Below are 14,306 nucleotides of genomic sequence, written 5' to 3' on the forward strand. Positions count from 1 at the left end.
CCATGGCTCAGGTGTCCTTCCTGATCCAGCGGAAGGTCAGCGACGACGCGACGGCCCCGGCGACCAGCCAGACCGTCAGCCAGAGGGCCACGCCGGGCAGGTCCCACGAGCCACCGGCCTCGGCGGCCGAGAACGTGTCGGGCAGGAACACGCTGCGCATGCCCTGGGCCAGCCACTTCAAGGGGAAGACCGAGGCCACGGATCGCAGCCAGTCGGGTAGCTGGGTGAAGGGCAGGTAGACCCCCGAGATGAACTGCAGGACCAGCGTGATCGGGACGATGACGGCCGTGGCGCTCTTGCCGCTGCGGGGCACACGGGACAGGGCGATGCCGACCAACGACGAGGTCGCGATGCCGAGCAGGTAGACCCAGACGAGCGTCAGCCACGACCCGGCGTCGGTCGGCAACGGCACGCCGAAGACCACCCGCGCCACCAGCACGAGCAGGGCCACCTGCAGCAGGCTCGTGACGAGCACCTGCCCGAACTTTCCCACGAAGTACGACCCGACCGGCAGGGGAGTGCCCGAAAGCCGCTTCAGGGTGCCGTCGCCGCGTTCGAGGGCGATGTCGACGGCGAGGTTCTGCACGCCCGAGAGCAGGATGCCGGCCGCGATCATGCCCGGGAGGTAGAACGCGGCGGCCCCCACCTCGGAGCCGTCCGGCCGGGTGCCGAACGAGCCCGACGCGCTGAACGCCGTCGAGAAGATCGCCAGCATCACGACCGGGAACAAGAACGTGAAGAACACCGTGTCTCCTGCCCGGAAGTATCCCCGGACCTCGTACCGGGTGCGGCTCAGCCCGAGTGCCAGCGTCCTCACGAGAGCGCTCCGGACGAGGAGGCGCGGTGCCCGTCCCCGGTGCTCGTCGCGTCGGCCGTCCCGTCCGCCGCCTGCTCGACGGTCGCGACCAGCCCGAGGTACACGTCCTCCAGCGACGGCCGGATGACCTCGAGCGAGCGGGGCTCGCCTCCGCGGGCGTGCAGGTCGGCGACCAGGGCGCCCGGTTCGGAGGTGCGGACGTCGTGCCGTCCGTGCTCGTCGATCCAGGTGACGCGAGGCGTGCGCGCCTCCTCGTCCCCGAGCTCGTCGGGTCGCCCCTGGGCGACGAGCCGGCCTCGCGCGATCACCGCGACGCGGTCGCTCAGCTGCGCCGCCTCGTCGAGGTAGTGCGTCGTGAGGACGATGCTCGTGCCGTCCTCCGACAGCGACCGGATCAGCTGCCAGAACCGTCGCCGGGCCTCGGGGTCGAAGCCCGTGGTCGGTTCGTCGAGGAAGAGCAGCTCGGGGCGGCCCACGACGCCCAGTGCCACGTCGACGCGACGCCGTTGCCCACCGGAGAGCGACCGGATTCGTGCGCCCGCCTTCGCCTCGAGTCCGACGGCCGCGATCACCTCGTCGACGTCGCGCGGGTCGGGGTAGAAGCCGGCGAAGTGGGCGAGCTGCTCACGGACCGTGGCCGTCCCCTGTTCGCCGGACGTCTGCAGCACGATGCCGAGGCGTGCCTTCCAGTCGAGACCGCCGTGCTGCGGGTCGGTGCCGAGCACCGAGACCTCGCCGCCGGACCGGTCGCGGTAGCCCTCGAGGATCTCGATGGTGGTCGACTTGCCGGCACCGTTCGGGCCGAGCAGGCCGAGGGTCTCGCCCGCGGCGACCTCGAACGAGATGCCGTGCAGGGCCGTGGCGGTGCCGTAGGTCTTGGTGAGGTCGCGCACTCGCACGACGGGATCGGGGGTCATGGCTCCAGCGTGCGCGTCGGCGGCCCCGCGCACCAGGCCCGACCGGTCGAGGCCGGGTCCACCGATCGGTGGACCCGGCCTCGGGAGGGTGCGGGACGGCTCAGGCGAACAGACGCTGGAGGCGGCGGACGCCCTCGAGCAGCTCGTCGTCGCCGAGGGCGTACGACAGGCGGAGGTACCCGCTGGGGCCGAAGGCCTCACCGGGCACCGTCGCGACGTCGGCCTGCTCGAGGATCAGGTCGGCGAGCTCCAGTGACGTGGTCGGCGTCACGCCACCCCACTCGCGACCGAGCAGGCCCTGCACGTCCGGGTAGACGTAGAAAGCGCCTTCGGGGGTGGGGGTCACGACCCCGTCGATCCGGTTCAGCTCTCGCACGATCGTGCTGCGGCGGGCGTCGAAGGCGACGCGCATGGCCTCGACCTCGTCCTGCGGGCCGCTGAGCGCCGCCAGGGCCGCGCGCTGCGAGACGTTCGAGACGTTCGAGGTGAGGTGGGACTGGAGGTTCGCGGCACCCTTGATCACGTCGGTCGGGCCGATCATCCAGCCGACCCGCCAGCCGGTCATCGCGTAGGTCTTCGCGACGCCGTTGACGAGGATCGTCCGGTCGGCCAGCTCGGGCACGGCCTGCGTGATCGAGGTGGCCGTCACGCCGTCGTAGGTGAGGTTCTGGTAGATCTCGTCGGTGATCACCCAGACGCCGGCGTCGAGGGCCCACCGACCGACGGCCTCGACCTCGTCGGGCGAGTAGACCGCCCCGGTCGGGTTCGACGGAGAGCAGAACAGCAACACCTTGGTGCGCTCGGTGCGGGCGGCCTCGAGCTGGTCGACGGTGACCTTGTAGCCCTGGTCGGCACCGGCGAAGACCTCGACGGTGACGCCGCCGGCCAGGGCGATGGCCTCGGGGTAGGTCGTCCAGTAGGGCGCGGGCAGCAGGACTTCGTCCCCGTCGTCGAGGAGTGCCTGGAAGGCCTGGTAAACGGCCTGCTTGCCACCGTTCGTGACGATCACCTGGGACGTCGACACCGTGGTGCCGCTGTCGCGGAGGGTCTTCGCGACGATGGCCTCGCGCAGCTCGGGCAGGCCGGCCGCGGCCGAGTAGCGGTGGTTGCGCGGGTCACGGGCGGCGGCGACGGCCGCCTCGACGATGTGGTCGGGCGTGGGGAAGTTGGGCTCGCCCGGGCCGTAGCTGATGATCGGCCGGCCCTCGGCCAGTAGGGCCTTGGCCTTCGCGTCGACGGCCAACGTGGCCGATTCGGCGATCGACGAGATACGGGACGAGAGACGGCGCACGGTCGGGGTCACGCGGGTCAGCCTAGCGGGGGTGCCACCGGGCCGGACAGGCCCGGTCCCGGCGTGTGGGTGGGTCGCCGCACGGCCCGGCTTTGCACGCACCCGCCGCTTCGCCTACACTTGACGAGGCGATCGAATGCGCCAAGCTTCAGCGCGCCTCTGCAGTCCGGTTCACCAACAGCCGGCTTCGAGAGGCAGGGCCTCCGGGCCCGACCGAGAGGTCATCTGAAGGGCGTCGATCCCATAGGGCGGTGGCTCAATTGGTAGAGCAGCGGTCTCCAAAACCGCAGGTTGCAGGTTCGAGTCCTGTCCGCCCTGCAGCCCGGCTGTGTTCTTCATGACACGGTGATCACACACAGATACGGACACAGGCCCTCGGGCCGAGCTCGGAAGGTCGGAACAGTGGCGAGAAAAGACGTTGACGTCCCCAGTGAAGACGTCGTCGAGAAGGCGAAGAGCGACGGTGCGACGCGCCGCAGCCCCTTCGCCCGCATCGCGTTGTTCATCCGCCAGGTGATCGCCGAGCTCAAGAAGGTCGTCACGCCGACCCGCAAAGAGCTGCTCAGCTACACCGGCGTCGTGCTGGTCTTCGTGGTCATCATGATGGCCCTCGTCTCCCTGCTCGACCTGGTGTTCGGTACGGGCGTCGGCTACGTCTTCGGCAACGGCCCTACCGGCAGCTGACGCGCCACCCACCGGCCGACTCCCCGAGCATCACGTGAGCGGGTCCCGTGCCATCGAGCACGTGCACCCGACAACCCCGATCGAAAGAAGAACCCTTGCCTGACAACGAGCGCGACGACATCGACCTCGCCACCGCTGCCGAGCAGTCCTCCGAGGTCGAAGAGGCCCAAGAGGGCGGCACGCTGGCCGCCGACGAGGACGCCGTCGAGCCCGCCGAGTCCGAGGCCCTCTCGGTCGTCGACGAGGGCGACTCCGGTTCGACCGACACGAGCGACCTCGACGGTCTGCTCGACACGCTGGCCGAGGCGCGCGACCCCGAGGCCGACGCGATCGTCGACGACGCCCTCGACATCGACGACGCCTTCGAGGCCGAGGCGGCTGTCGAGGCGACCGACGACGAGGCCGACTCCGAGGCCGAGCAGGCCGGCGACGAGGGCGACGCCCCCGCCGCGAACGCCGTCGTCGCCGAGGCCGAGCAGTCCGTCCAGGACGCCGACGCCGAGATCGCGCACGACGACGTCGACGTCGACGTGTCCGCCACCGAGGTCGAGGACGACGAGCCCGCCGAGGTCGACCCCTACGAGGCCTTCCGTTACGAGCTGCGCGGCAAGCCCGGCAAGTGGTACGTCATCCACTCCTACGCCGGCTTCGAGCGTCGCGTGAAGCAGAACATCGAGAACCGCATGGTCTCGATGACCATGGAGGACTACATCTACCAGGTAGAGGTCCCGATGGAAGACGTCGTCGAGATCAAGAACGGGCAGCGCAAGCTCGTCACCCGCGTCCGCATCCCCGGCTACGTGCTCGTGCGTCTCGACCTCAACGAGGACAGCTGGTCCGTCGTCCGTCACACCCCCGGCGTCACCGGCTTCGTGGGCAACGCCCACAACCCCACGCCGCTGCGGTTCGAAGAGGCCTTCAACATGTTGAAGAGCCTCGTCCAGGTCGACACCACCCCGGCCCCCGCCAAGGGCGGTGCCAAGGGCGGCAAGCAGGCTCAGCGGGTCATCCCCGCCGAGGTCGACTTCGAGATCGGCGAGACGATCACGATCAAAGAGGGGTCCTTCGCCGGACTTCCCGGTACGATCAACGAGATCAAGCCCGAGAGCGGCAAGCTCACCGTGCTGGTCTCGCTGTTCGAGCGCGAGACGCCGGTCGAGCTCAGCTTCGACCAGGTCACGAAGCTCTAGCCACACACCCCCAAGTTTTCAGATCACCGGAGTCCGCGCCGCGGGCCACCGGGAGAGCAGCTCGCGACCGCGATCGGCTCGAACCCCACAAGAAGGAAAAGAACAATGGCACCGAAAAAGAAGGTCACGGGTCTGATCAAGCTTCAGATCAACGCCGGCGCCGCGAACCCCGCCCCGCCCATCGGCCCGGCCCTGGGTCAGCACGGCGTGAACATCATGGAGTTCTGCAAGGCGTACAACGCGGCCACCGAGTCGCAGCGCGGCAACGTCGTCCCCGTCGAGATCACCGTCTACGAGGACCGCTCGTTCACGTTCATCTTGAAGACCCCGCCCGCCGCCGAGCTCATCAAGAAGGCCGCCGGCGTCGCCAAGGGTTCGGGCACCCCGCACACCACCAAGGTCGGCAAGCTGACCATGGACCAGGTGCGCGAGATCGCGACGACCAAGCAGGCCGACCTGAACGCCAACGACATCGACGCCGCGGCGAAGATCATCGCCGGCACGGCCCGCTCCATGGGCATCACGGTCGACGCCTAAGCAGCACCCCTCCGTGCAGGCGACCCGCCTGCACGACCCTGACATCAGTGGGAGAGCCGGCCAGGCTCGCAACCACGTCCCCAGTACGAAGAGGTCCAACATGGCTCAGAAGTCCAAGGCGTACCGCGCCGCTGCCGAGAAGATCGAGGCAGGCAAGTTCTACAGCACCAGCGAGGCCGTCGCCGTCGCTCGCGAGACCGGCTCGAAGAAGTTCGACTCGACCGTCGAGGTCGCGTTGAAGCTCGGCGTCGACCCCCGCAAGGCCGACCAGATGGTGCGCGGCACCGTCATCCTGCCGCACGGCACGGGCAAGACCGCCCGCGTCATCGTCTTCGCGACGGGTGCCGCCGCCGAGGCCGCCATCGCGGCCGGTGCCGACGAGGTCGGTGGCGACGAGCTCATCGAGAAGGTCGCCGGCGGCTACACGTCGTTCGACTCGGCCGTCTCGACCCCCGAGCTCATGGGCAAGGTCGGTCGTCTGGGTAAGGTCCTCGGCCCCCGCGGCCTCATGCCCAACCCGAAGACCGGCACCGTGACCCCCAACGTCGCGCAGGCCGTCAACGACATCAAGGGCGGAAAGATCGAATTCCGTGTCGACAAGCACAGCAACGTGCACTTCGTCATCGGCAAGGCCGGCTTCTCGGAAGAGCAGCTCAACACCAACCTCGACGCCGCCCTCGAAGAGGTCGTCCGTCTGAAGCCGTCCTCGTCCAAGGGTCGTTACATCACCAAGGGCACGCTGTCGACGACCTTCGGTCCCGGCATCCCCCTCGACATCAACGTCTTCTAGGTCCATCCGACCCCGAAGACCTCGTGTCGCCCGAAGGCCGTCCCACTCTCGAGTGGGGCGGCCTTCGTCGTCGCCCCGCCCGTGGTCGGGTGAGGAGGTGCGGGTGGGGCACCATGGGCAGATGACCGTCACCGTGCGCCCCGCCCTCCCCTCCGACGCCGCCCTGCTCGCCGAGGTCGCGGCCGTGACCTTCCCGCTCGCCTGCCCGCCCGGGTCCGACCTGGCCGACATCGCCCGGGTCGTCACGACGGTGCTCTCCGAGGAGGCCTTCGCGCGCTACCTGGTCGACGACACCCGCACCGTGCTGCTGGCCGTCGACCCCACGGCCCCAGGGGCTCTGGGGTACAGCATGATGATCGCGGGTGATCCGGTCGACGCCGACGTGGCGGCAGCCGTGTCGTCCCGGCCGACCGTCGAGCTCAGCAAGTTCTACGTCATGCCTCAGGGGCACGGCACCGGGGCGGCCTCGACCCTGATGGCCGCGACCGTCGAGGCAGCCCGCGCGACCGGCGCCTCCTCGGTCTGGCTCGGCGTCAACCAGCAGAACGAGCGCGCACTCCGCTTCTACGCCAAGCACGGTCTCGTCGAGGTCGGCACGAAGGCGTTCGCCCTCGGAGACGACCTGCAGCAGGACTTCGTCCTCGAGCGTCGGATCTAGTCGGACCGGCGCCGAGCCGGGCCCGTCCGTCCGTGCCGAGGGGCCGGTCAGGCGGCCTCGGAATCGTCCGTGACGCTCAGCACGAGTTTGCCGCGGGTGTGCGACCGCTCGAGACGGGTGTGGGCGTCACGAGCGTCGGCCAGGTCGTACACCTCGTCGACGTGGACACGGACGTCGCCCGAGTCGAGCAGGCGCGAGATGATCGCCAACGTGGCGCCGTCGGGTGAGACGGCGAAGCCGGTCGACCGGACGCCGGCCTGCGCCGCCTTCTCGGCGAAGGCGGTGCCCGAGGCGAGCGGGGCGTGGACGGCGAGTCCGCCGGCCCGCAGCAGTCGCAGCGACCGGTCGGCCTCGACGTCCTCGTCGACCAGGTTGATCACGACGTCGACCTGGCGGACGCTGCGGTCGACGTCGGCAGCGCCGTAGTCGACGACCTCGGCGGCGCCGAGCTCGCGGAGCCAGGCCGAGTTGCCCCGTGAGCCGGTCGCGACGACGTGCGCCCCGAAGTACGAGGCGAACTGCACGGCGAAGTGCCCGACCCCGCCGGCACCGGCGTTGATCAGCACGCGCTGGCCCTCGTGCGCCTTGGCGACGTCGACGACCATGCCCCACGCCGTGAGCGCCGCGAGAGGTACGGCGGCGGCCTCCAGGTGCGACAGGGCCGCCGGCTTCCGGGCCACCGACAGCGAGGGCACGCTGATGTACTCGGCGTAGCTGCCACCGGAGCGCGGACACGGGGCCATGCCGTAGACCGCGTCGCCCGGACTCAGCGGATGGGCGGCGTACGGCGTCTCGACGACGACGCCACTGAAGTCGTGGCCGAGCACGGCCGGGAACGAGGGGATCGCGTCACTGTCGCCCCGACCGGCCCGGGTCTCGAGGTCGAAGCGGTTGACCCCGGCGGCGACCACGCGCACGAGCACCTCGGCGTTGACCCGTCGCGGGTAGGGCACGTCCGCGGCGACGAGTTGCTCGGGCCCCCCGGTCCTCTCGATCACCATGGCACGCATCGTCGTGTGCATCGTCCTGTCCATCGTCGGCCCCTGTCGGCTCGTGCGCGCCGTGGTTCGGGCGCGGTGCTGACGCCAGTCAACGGGACGCATGAGTCACCCGTGTTTCGCGGGTGTCACCGACCGGGAAACGATGGGTACGGTGAGCACATGAGAGCATCGGTCGCCGTCCTGCGTACCGCGGCCGCCGTGGCGGTCCTCGTCGCGGTCGTGGCCCAATGGGAGAACAGCCTGCGCGACCCGGGGTACCGGTTCGTCGACTTCTTCGGGTACTTCACGATCCAGAGCAACCTGATCGTGCTCCTCGCCCTGCTGGTCGGGGCGTTCACGGTGCTGCGCAGGACGTCTCCGCCCCGCTGGACGGTCGCGCTCCGGGCCGCCGCCACCACGTACATCGCGCTGACGGGCCTCGTCTTCAACCTGGTCCTGGCGGGCCTGCCCTCGACCGACCCGTACACGGTGGGCTGGGCCAGCGACGTGTTCCACCGGGTGATCCCGTTGTACGTCGTGGTCGACTGGGTCGTGTTCGCCGACCGTGACCGGCAGCCGTGGCGGCGGCTGTGGCAGTTCGTGGTGTTCCCGCTGGTCTGGTTGGTCGTCGTGTTGGCCCGCGGCGCGGACTTCGTGCCGTACCCGTTCCTCGACGTGGCGGCCGTCGGTGGTGGCGTGGTCGCCCTGTGGTGCGTCGCGATCGCCCTGGCGGTGGCCGTGATCGGTGCGCTGATCGTGGTCGCGTCACGACTGCGGTTGCTCGACCCCGACCGGCCCGTGGCTCAGCGCAGCGGGTCGTAGGGCGGGGGCTCGTAGGCCTCGTAGGCGTCCGGTGGCGGCGGGGCCGAGGCCCGGCCACCCGGTGCGAACGGATCGACGGGGGCCTGTCGTGCGAGGGTGTCGAGCACCTGGTCGGCGAGAGCCACGAGCCGGTGGATCTCGTCCTCGTCGCGCTCGACCCAGCGGCACTGCGGATCACCGTGCAGGGGGACGAAGTCGGTGTGTTGCTCCCACACCACGAGGGTGCGTTCGGCGCCCAACACGTACTGCTGCCAGGCGACCTGACGAAGGTACGAGCGGGGGATCGACGACCAGGCCTTCTTGGTGGTCTTGATCTCGCAGAGTTCGACGGTGCCGTCGGCACGGACGGTCACGCCGTCGGGGGTGGCCAGGTGGCGGCGCTGCCCCGCGGCGTGGAAGAGCTTCTGGCTGGACTCGATGCCGTGCCGCTGCAGCACCCACCGGGCGATCTCGGGTTCGCGGGCTCGCCCGTGGTCGGTGTAGGCGTTACCGCCGAATCCGTTGCCGTAGAGCTTGTCGAGCACGACGGCCTGCACGGCCCGCGGGCTCGCGAGCCGGGCGACGTCGGTCGCCGTGATGCCCTGGCTGCGGGCCCGGAGCCACGCGATGCGGTCCGACGAGTCGGCCAGTACCCGGGCCAGGTGCGCAGGAGGCGCGGCGGGGGTGGCCGGTTCGTCGTCGTCCCACAGGGCGAGCATGGGTTGGACGACGGTCATGGTGACCATTGTCCCCCGTGACGGGCGAGAGGACGGCACCCGCGCCTCCTCGTGTCGTGGACGAGGGGCGGACGCCCTGCCGACGCGGTCAGACGGCGGCCGCGAGCTCGTCGATCGCGGCGGGGGAGAGGGCGTGGTGGATCGCGAGCATGCTCGCCCCCATGAGTCCCGCCCGGTCGCCCGCGCGCGACGGCACGATGCTCAGGTGCTCCGTCGCGAGCGGCATCGACCGCTGGTAGACGACCTCGCGGACGCCCGCCAGCAGGTGTTCGCCGGCCTGCGCCATCGAGCCGCCGATGGCGATGACCGAGGGGTTGATCATGTTGACGCAGGCGGTCAGCACCTCGCCGAGGTCACGACCCGCCTGCCGGACGGCCTGCACCGCGTCGACGTTGCCGGCGCGGACGAGCTCGACGACCTGACGGCCCCCTGGGCAGTCGTAGCCGAGCGCCCGGAGCGACCCGGCGAGGGCCGGGCCCGAGGCGACGGCCTCGAGGCAGCCGACGTTGCCGCAGTGGCAGACGACACCGGCCCCCCGGGGGATCTGCACGTGGCCGATGTCGCCCGCGATGCCCTGGGCACCGCGCTGGAGGCGACCACCCGAGATGATCCCCGAGCCGATGCCGGTGGCGACCTTCACGAACAGGAAGTGGTCGGTGCTCGGCCAGGCGTGGTTGCGCTCGCCGAGGGCCATGATGTTGACGTCGTTGTCGACGAGGACGGGGACGTCGAGGTGGCGCCTGACCCATCCCGGCACGTCGAAGCCGTCCCAGCCGGGCATGATCGGCGGATTGACGGGTCGTCCCGTGCTGAACTGCACGGGGCCGGGCAGGCCGACGCCGATGCCGATGAGGTCGTCGCGGGTGCGACCGAGCCGGTCGAGCAGGGCGTCGGCGCCGGTGACCATGCCGGCGAGGGTGGTCTCGGGGCCGTCGGCGATGTCGATCAGGCGACGGTCGCTGGTCAGCTCGACGCCCATCAGGTCGGTCAGGGCGAGGTTGACGTGGCCCGCCCCGAAGTCGGCGGCCAGGACGACACGGGCCGAGGGGACGAGCGCGACGCGCGAGGGTGGGCGACCGCCGGTCGAGACGGCGTCGGCGTAGGGGCCGACGAGACCGAGCTCGGCCAGGACGTCCAGTCTCAGGCCGATGGTGGACCGGGCGAGGCCGGTCATCGCCGCGAGCTCGGCCCGCGTGCGGGGCGCGCCGTCGCGGAGCAGCTGGAAGATCTCGCTGGCCCCGGTGCTGCCGAGGGCAGACGACCGCGTCGTGTCGGACATGGCAGCAGTAAACCACAGGCCGTGACGACCACCGAGAGAACCTCGCCGAGAAAACGACGACTTTTGCTTGCGGGTCGACAGAAGCGGTCCTATGGTGAGTCTCGGTCGACGCCGACCGCCACTCTTCCGGGGGTGACCGGTCGACGGCTCGACAGCTGAGAGTCCCCGGCGGTGCCCGTCACCGTCGCACATCCACTCGGAAGAGGAGACACCCCTGGTGACCACCGCAAGCCCGATCTCGGTCCAGCTCTACACGGTCAGAGACGCCATCGCCGCCGACCTGCCCGGCACCTTGAAGCGCATCGCCGACCTGGGCTACACGCAGGTCGAGCCGTATGCGTTCGTCGATCGCGTCGACGAGTACGCCGAGGCCCTGCCCGCCACCGGGCTCACGGCGCCCAGCGCCCACGTCGGACTGATCGGCAAAGACCTGGAGCCGATCTTCGCCGCCGCCACCCGCCTCGGGATCGGCACGGTCATCGACCCGCACATCGACGAGACCCGCTGGGTCACCCGCGAGGACGTCGAGGCGATCGCGAAGGAGCTGGGCGAGATCGCCGACGCGGCCGCCGCCCACGACCTGACCATCGGTTACCACAACCACGCCTTCGAGCTCGAGAACCTGATCGACGGCACCCCCGCCCTCGAGGTGTTCGCCGCGGCCCTGCCCGCGAACGTCGTGCTCGAGATCGACACCTACTGGGTCGAGGTCGGCGGCGTCGACGCCGCCGAGCTGTTGGCCCGCCTCGGCGACAAGGTGCGGTTCCTGCACGTGAAGGACGGCCCGAAGAACAAGAACGACGTCGAGCAGGTCGCCGTCGGACGCGGCTCGATGCCCGTCCGGGACATCCTGCAGGCGGCCCGCCAGGCCACGCCCGTCGTCGAGCTCGACGACCACGCGGGCGACGTGTTCACCGCGCTCGCCGACAGCCTCGAGTTCCTCCAGGGGGTCCGCGCATGAGCGACGTGACCACGGCCACGCGCCCCGCCGTCGCCTCCGACGGCAAGACCGGACCGGTCGGCGTCGGCGTCATCGGTGCCGGCGTGATCAGCGACCAGTACCTCGGCAACCTCACGCGGTTCCCCGACCTGACGGTGCTCTTCATCGCCGACATCGACCAGGCCCGCGCCGCGGCCCAGGCCGAGAAGTGGGGCGTCCCCGCCAGCGGCACGGTCGACGAGCTGCTCGCCCTCGACGACGTCGAGATCGTCGTCAACCTGACGATCCCTGCGGCCCACGTCGACGTGGCGCTGCAGGCGGTCGCCGCGGGCAAGCACGTCTGGGGCGAGAAGCCCTACGCGCTCGACCGCGAGAGCGGCGCCCGACTGCTGGCTGCCGCGAACGACGCAGGCGTCCGCGTGGCCGTCGCCCCCGACACGTTCCTCGGCGCCGGTCTGCAGACCGGCTTGCGGGTCGTGAGACGTGGTGACATCGGCGCGCCCTTGACCGGTCTCGCGCTCTTCCAGGTGCCCGGCCCCGAGTCGTGGCACCCGAGCCCCGAGTTCCTCTTCGCCCACGGCGCGGGCCCGATGTTCGACGTCGGCCCGTACTACCTGACCACGCTCGTGCAGGTCTTCGGACCCGTCGCGAAGGTCACGGCCACGGCGTCCAAGGCGCGCGACAGCCGCGTCATCGGATCGGGGCCCAAAGCCGGCACGGTGTTCCCGGTCGAGGTGCCGACGCACGTCAGCGCCCTGCTGCAGTTCGAGAGCGGCGCCAGCGCGCAAGCCGTCTTCAGCTTCGACTCGAAGCTCGCGCGGGCCGGCTTCGTCGAGATCGCCGGCACCGAGGGCACGGCCGTGTTCCCCGACCCGAACGAGTTCGAGGGGGCCACGACCGTCCACACCGGCACGGACGAGCCGACGGTCGTCGCGGCCACGGGGTCGACCTTCACCCGCGGCACCGGCGTCGCCGAACTGGCCCAGGCGATCCGCGAGGGCCGCCGCGAGCGGGTACCCGGCGAGCTCGCCTTCCACGTCCTCGACGTCATGGTCTCGCTGGCCGAGTCCGCCGAGCGCGACGAGAGCGTCCGCGTCGACTCGACCCTCGAGCCGACTCCCGAACTGCCCGAGAGCTGGGACCCTTCCGTCCCGACCCTCGGCTGACCCGGTGCGGTGCCGACGCCTCCTCGACGCCGGCACCGCGCCTCCTCACCCACCCACCCCCGAGCGCACCATCCGCACGACCCACAGCACCACGACACCCCGCACCATCCCTTCCCTCACTCGATGAAGAGAAATCTCGAAGAAGAGACACCAGGAGAAGTCATGCAAACCAAGTTCCGTTGGCTCGCCGCACTCGCGGTCGGAGCCCTCTCGGTCGGATCGATGACCGCGTGCAGCGCCTCGGGCGGCAGCGGCGACGCCGACACCATCACCTACTGGGCCAGCAACCAGGCCCCGACGGTCGAGAAGGACGCCGAGATCCTGCAAGAGAGCATCGACCGGTACACGGAGGAGACCGGCGTCAAGGTCGACCTCGAGGTCATCCCGTGGTCCGACCTGTACAACCGCATCCTCACCGCCGTCTCGAGCGGTGAGGGCCCCGACGTCCTCAACATCGGCAACACCTGGGCCGTGTCGCTGCAGTCCAGCGGTGCTTTCGTGCCGTGGGAGGGCGACGCCCTCGACCAGGTCGGCGGCCAGGACCGCTTCGTGCAGTCGAGCTTCGCCACCGGTGGTGCCGAGGGCCAGGCCCCGACGTCGATCCCGCTCTACGGTCTGTCGTACTCGCTGTACTACAACACGAAGATGTTCGAGGCCGCGGGCATCACCACGCCCCCGGCCACCTGGGACGAGTTCGTCGAGGACGCCAAGAAGCTCACGGTCGACACCGACGGCGACGGCACGATCGACCAGTGGGGCGTCACCATGGCCGGGTCGAGCATCTCGAACAACGCCCACCAGGCGTTCGTCCGGGGTCTGCAGAACGGAGGCGCGCTCTACGACGAGGACGGCAAGCCCGACTTCGGCAACGACGGCGTCGTGAAGGGCGTCAAGGAGTGGGTCGACCTGATGGCGGTCGACAAGGTGGTCTCGCCGTCCGACGCCGAGAGCGTGAACGGCTCGGACATGGCAGCGACCTTCGCCGACAACAAGGCCGCGATGTTCTTCGACCAGGCCCCCGACGCGAACCTCGCGGCCCGCGACTTCGCCGACTACGCCGCGGCACCCGTGCCGATGGAGTCCGCCGACGCGACCGGCCTGCTGGGCACCCAGAGCCACGTCGCCGGCATCAACATCAGCGTCTTCGAGAACAGCGGCAACAAGGACGCGGCGATCGACTTCGTCAAGCACCTGACGAGCGACTCCGAGCAGGTGTACCTGAACAAGTCGTTCAGCTCGCTGCCCGTGGTCACGAGCGCGTACGACGACCCGGCGTTCCAGTCGGACACCATCAAGCTGAAGCAGGTCACGCTCGCCGACCACGCCCAGCCCATGCCCCTCTACCCCTCCGAGGGGCAGATGGAGACCTTGGTCGGCACCGCGATCAAGAACCTCCTCGCCACCGCAGCCCAGGGCGGTTCCGTCAGCGAGTCCGACGTCGAGTCGGCCCTCGAGGACGCGAACAGTCAGATGAGCTCGGGTCAGTAGCCCGTCCCACCGCTACCGGTGGGGGCGGTCG

At 70.3% G+C, this 14,306-nt stretch carries 15 protein-coding genes and 1 tRNA gene; 10 read left to right on the forward strand and 6 right to left on the reverse strand.

Annotation, left to right across the window (positions count from 1 at the left end):
* Window positions 1–7: 7 nt before the first annotated feature.
* The 3 genes from EDF50_RS06465 to EDF50_RS06475 form a co-directional block, all read right to left on the reverse strand.
* Window positions 8–817 (reverse strand): ABC transporter permease, encoded by an 810-nt coding sequence (locus tag EDF50_RS06465; RefSeq protein WP_123518736.1) that lies wholly within the window; start codon window positions 815–817, stop codon window positions 8–10.
* The gene (locus EDF50_RS06470; protein WP_123518737.1) at window positions 814–1,734 is read right to left on the reverse strand and encodes an ABC transporter ATP-binding protein; all 921 of its coding nucleotides are present in this window, start codon (window positions 1,732–1,734) and stop codon (window positions 814–816) included. The genes EDF50_RS06465 and EDF50_RS06470 overlap by 4 nt, the downstream gene beginning before the upstream one ends.
* Window positions 1,735–1,834: 100 nt before the next feature.
* A complete protein-coding gene (locus tag EDF50_RS06475) occupies window positions 1,835–3,037 on the reverse strand; it encodes a pyridoxal phosphate-dependent aminotransferase (protein ID WP_233570383.1) in 1,203 nt (400 codons plus the stop codon).
* A 233-nt stretch (window positions 3,038–3,270) separates the two neighbouring features.
* Between EDF50_RS06475 and EDF50_RS06480 the strand changes: the two genes are divergently transcribed.
* From EDF50_RS06480 to EDF50_RS06505, 6 genes are all read left to right on the forward strand, one after another.
* Window positions 3,271–3,343: transfer RNA gene (locus tag EDF50_RS06480), tRNA-Trp, on the forward strand.
* Window positions 3,344–3,427: 84 nt separating this feature from the next.
* The gene (gene secE, locus EDF50_RS06485) at window positions 3,428–3,709 is read left to right on the forward strand and encodes a preprotein translocase subunit SecE (protein ID WP_043592949.1); all 282 of its coding nucleotides are present in this window, start codon (window positions 3,428–3,430) and stop codon (window positions 3,707–3,709) included.
* Between the two features lie 95 nt (window positions 3,710–3,804).
* Window positions 3,805–4,899 (forward strand): transcription termination/antitermination protein NusG, encoded by a 1,095-nt coding sequence (gene nusG / locus EDF50_RS06490; RefSeq protein ID WP_123518738.1) that lies wholly within the window; start codon window positions 3,805–3,807, stop codon window positions 4,897–4,899.
* A 105-nt stretch (window positions 4,900–5,004) separates the two neighbouring features.
* A complete protein-coding gene (gene rplK, locus EDF50_RS06495) occupies window positions 5,005–5,436 on the forward strand; it encodes a 50S ribosomal protein L11 (protein WP_043592945.1) in 432 nt (143 codons plus the stop codon).
* A gap of 100 nt (window positions 5,437–5,536) precedes the next feature.
* Window positions 5,537–6,226, forward strand: a complete 690-nt coding sequence (gene rplA / locus EDF50_RS06500) for a 50S ribosomal protein L1 (protein WP_043592944.1) — start codon at window positions 5,537–5,539, stop codon at window positions 6,224–6,226.
* Between the two features lie 121 nt (window positions 6,227–6,347).
* A complete protein-coding gene (locus EDF50_RS06505) occupies window positions 6,348–6,884 on the forward strand; it encodes an N-acetyltransferase (protein ID WP_123518739.1) in 537 nt (178 codons plus the stop codon).
* A gap of 47 nt (window positions 6,885–6,931) precedes the next feature.
* On the opposite strand, the gene EDF50_RS06510 is transcribed toward EDF50_RS06505, so the two are convergent.
* On the reverse strand, window positions 6,932–7,885 hold the full coding sequence (locus tag EDF50_RS06510; protein ID WP_370453976.1) for an NADP-dependent oxidoreductase: 954 nt from the start codon (window positions 7,883–7,885) through the stop codon (window positions 6,932–6,934).
* A gap of 159 nt (window positions 7,886–8,044) precedes the next feature.
* Between EDF50_RS06510 and EDF50_RS06515 the strand changes: the two genes are divergently transcribed.
* Window positions 8,045–8,686: a Pr6Pr family membrane protein gene (locus EDF50_RS06515; RefSeq protein ID WP_123518740.1), complete on the forward strand. Its 642-nt coding sequence runs from the start codon at window positions 8,045–8,047 to the stop codon at window positions 8,684–8,686.
* Here EDF50_RS06515 and EDF50_RS06520 read toward each other — a convergent pair.
* Window positions 8,668–9,402, reverse strand: coding sequence for a YqaJ viral recombinase family protein (locus tag EDF50_RS06520; RefSeq protein ID WP_370453977.1), 735 nt, complete (start codon window positions 9,400–9,402; stop codon window positions 8,668–8,670). The two genes, EDF50_RS06515 and EDF50_RS06520, sit on opposite strands and share 19 nt — an antisense overlap.
* Before the next feature lie 88 nt (window positions 9,403–9,490).
* Entirely contained in the window at window positions 9,491–10,681 is a 1,191-nt protein-coding gene (locus tag EDF50_RS06525) for an ROK family transcriptional regulator (protein WP_123518741.1), read from the reverse strand.
* 217 nt (window positions 10,682–10,898) lie between these two features.
* On the opposite strand from EDF50_RS06525, the gene EDF50_RS06530 reads away from it, so the two are divergent.
* From EDF50_RS06530 to EDF50_RS06540, 3 genes are all read left to right on the forward strand, one after another.
* Window positions 10,899–11,642, forward strand: coding sequence for a sugar phosphate isomerase/epimerase (locus EDF50_RS06530; RefSeq protein ID WP_123518742.1), 744 nt, complete (start codon window positions 10,899–10,901; stop codon window positions 11,640–11,642).
* Window positions 11,639–12,787 carry a Gfo/Idh/MocA family protein gene (locus EDF50_RS06535; protein WP_123518743.1) on the forward strand — a complete coding sequence of 383 codons (1,149 nt, stop codon included), beginning with the start codon at window positions 11,639–11,641 and terminating at the stop codon, window positions 12,785–12,787. The genes EDF50_RS06530 and EDF50_RS06535 overlap by 4 nt, the downstream gene beginning before the upstream one ends.
* 123 nt (window positions 12,788–12,910) lie before the next feature.
* Window positions 12,911–14,275, forward strand: coding sequence for a sugar ABC transporter substrate-binding protein (locus tag EDF50_RS06540; protein ID WP_233570385.1), 1,365 nt, complete (start codon window positions 12,911–12,913; stop codon window positions 14,273–14,275).
* Window positions 14,276–14,306 lie beyond the last annotated feature (31 nt).

Origin of the sequence: Frigoribacterium sp. PhB24, assembly GCF_003755185.1 — a bacterium.
Classification (GTDB): Bacteria; Actinomycetota; Actinomycetes; order Actinomycetales; family Microbacteriaceae; genus Frigoribacterium.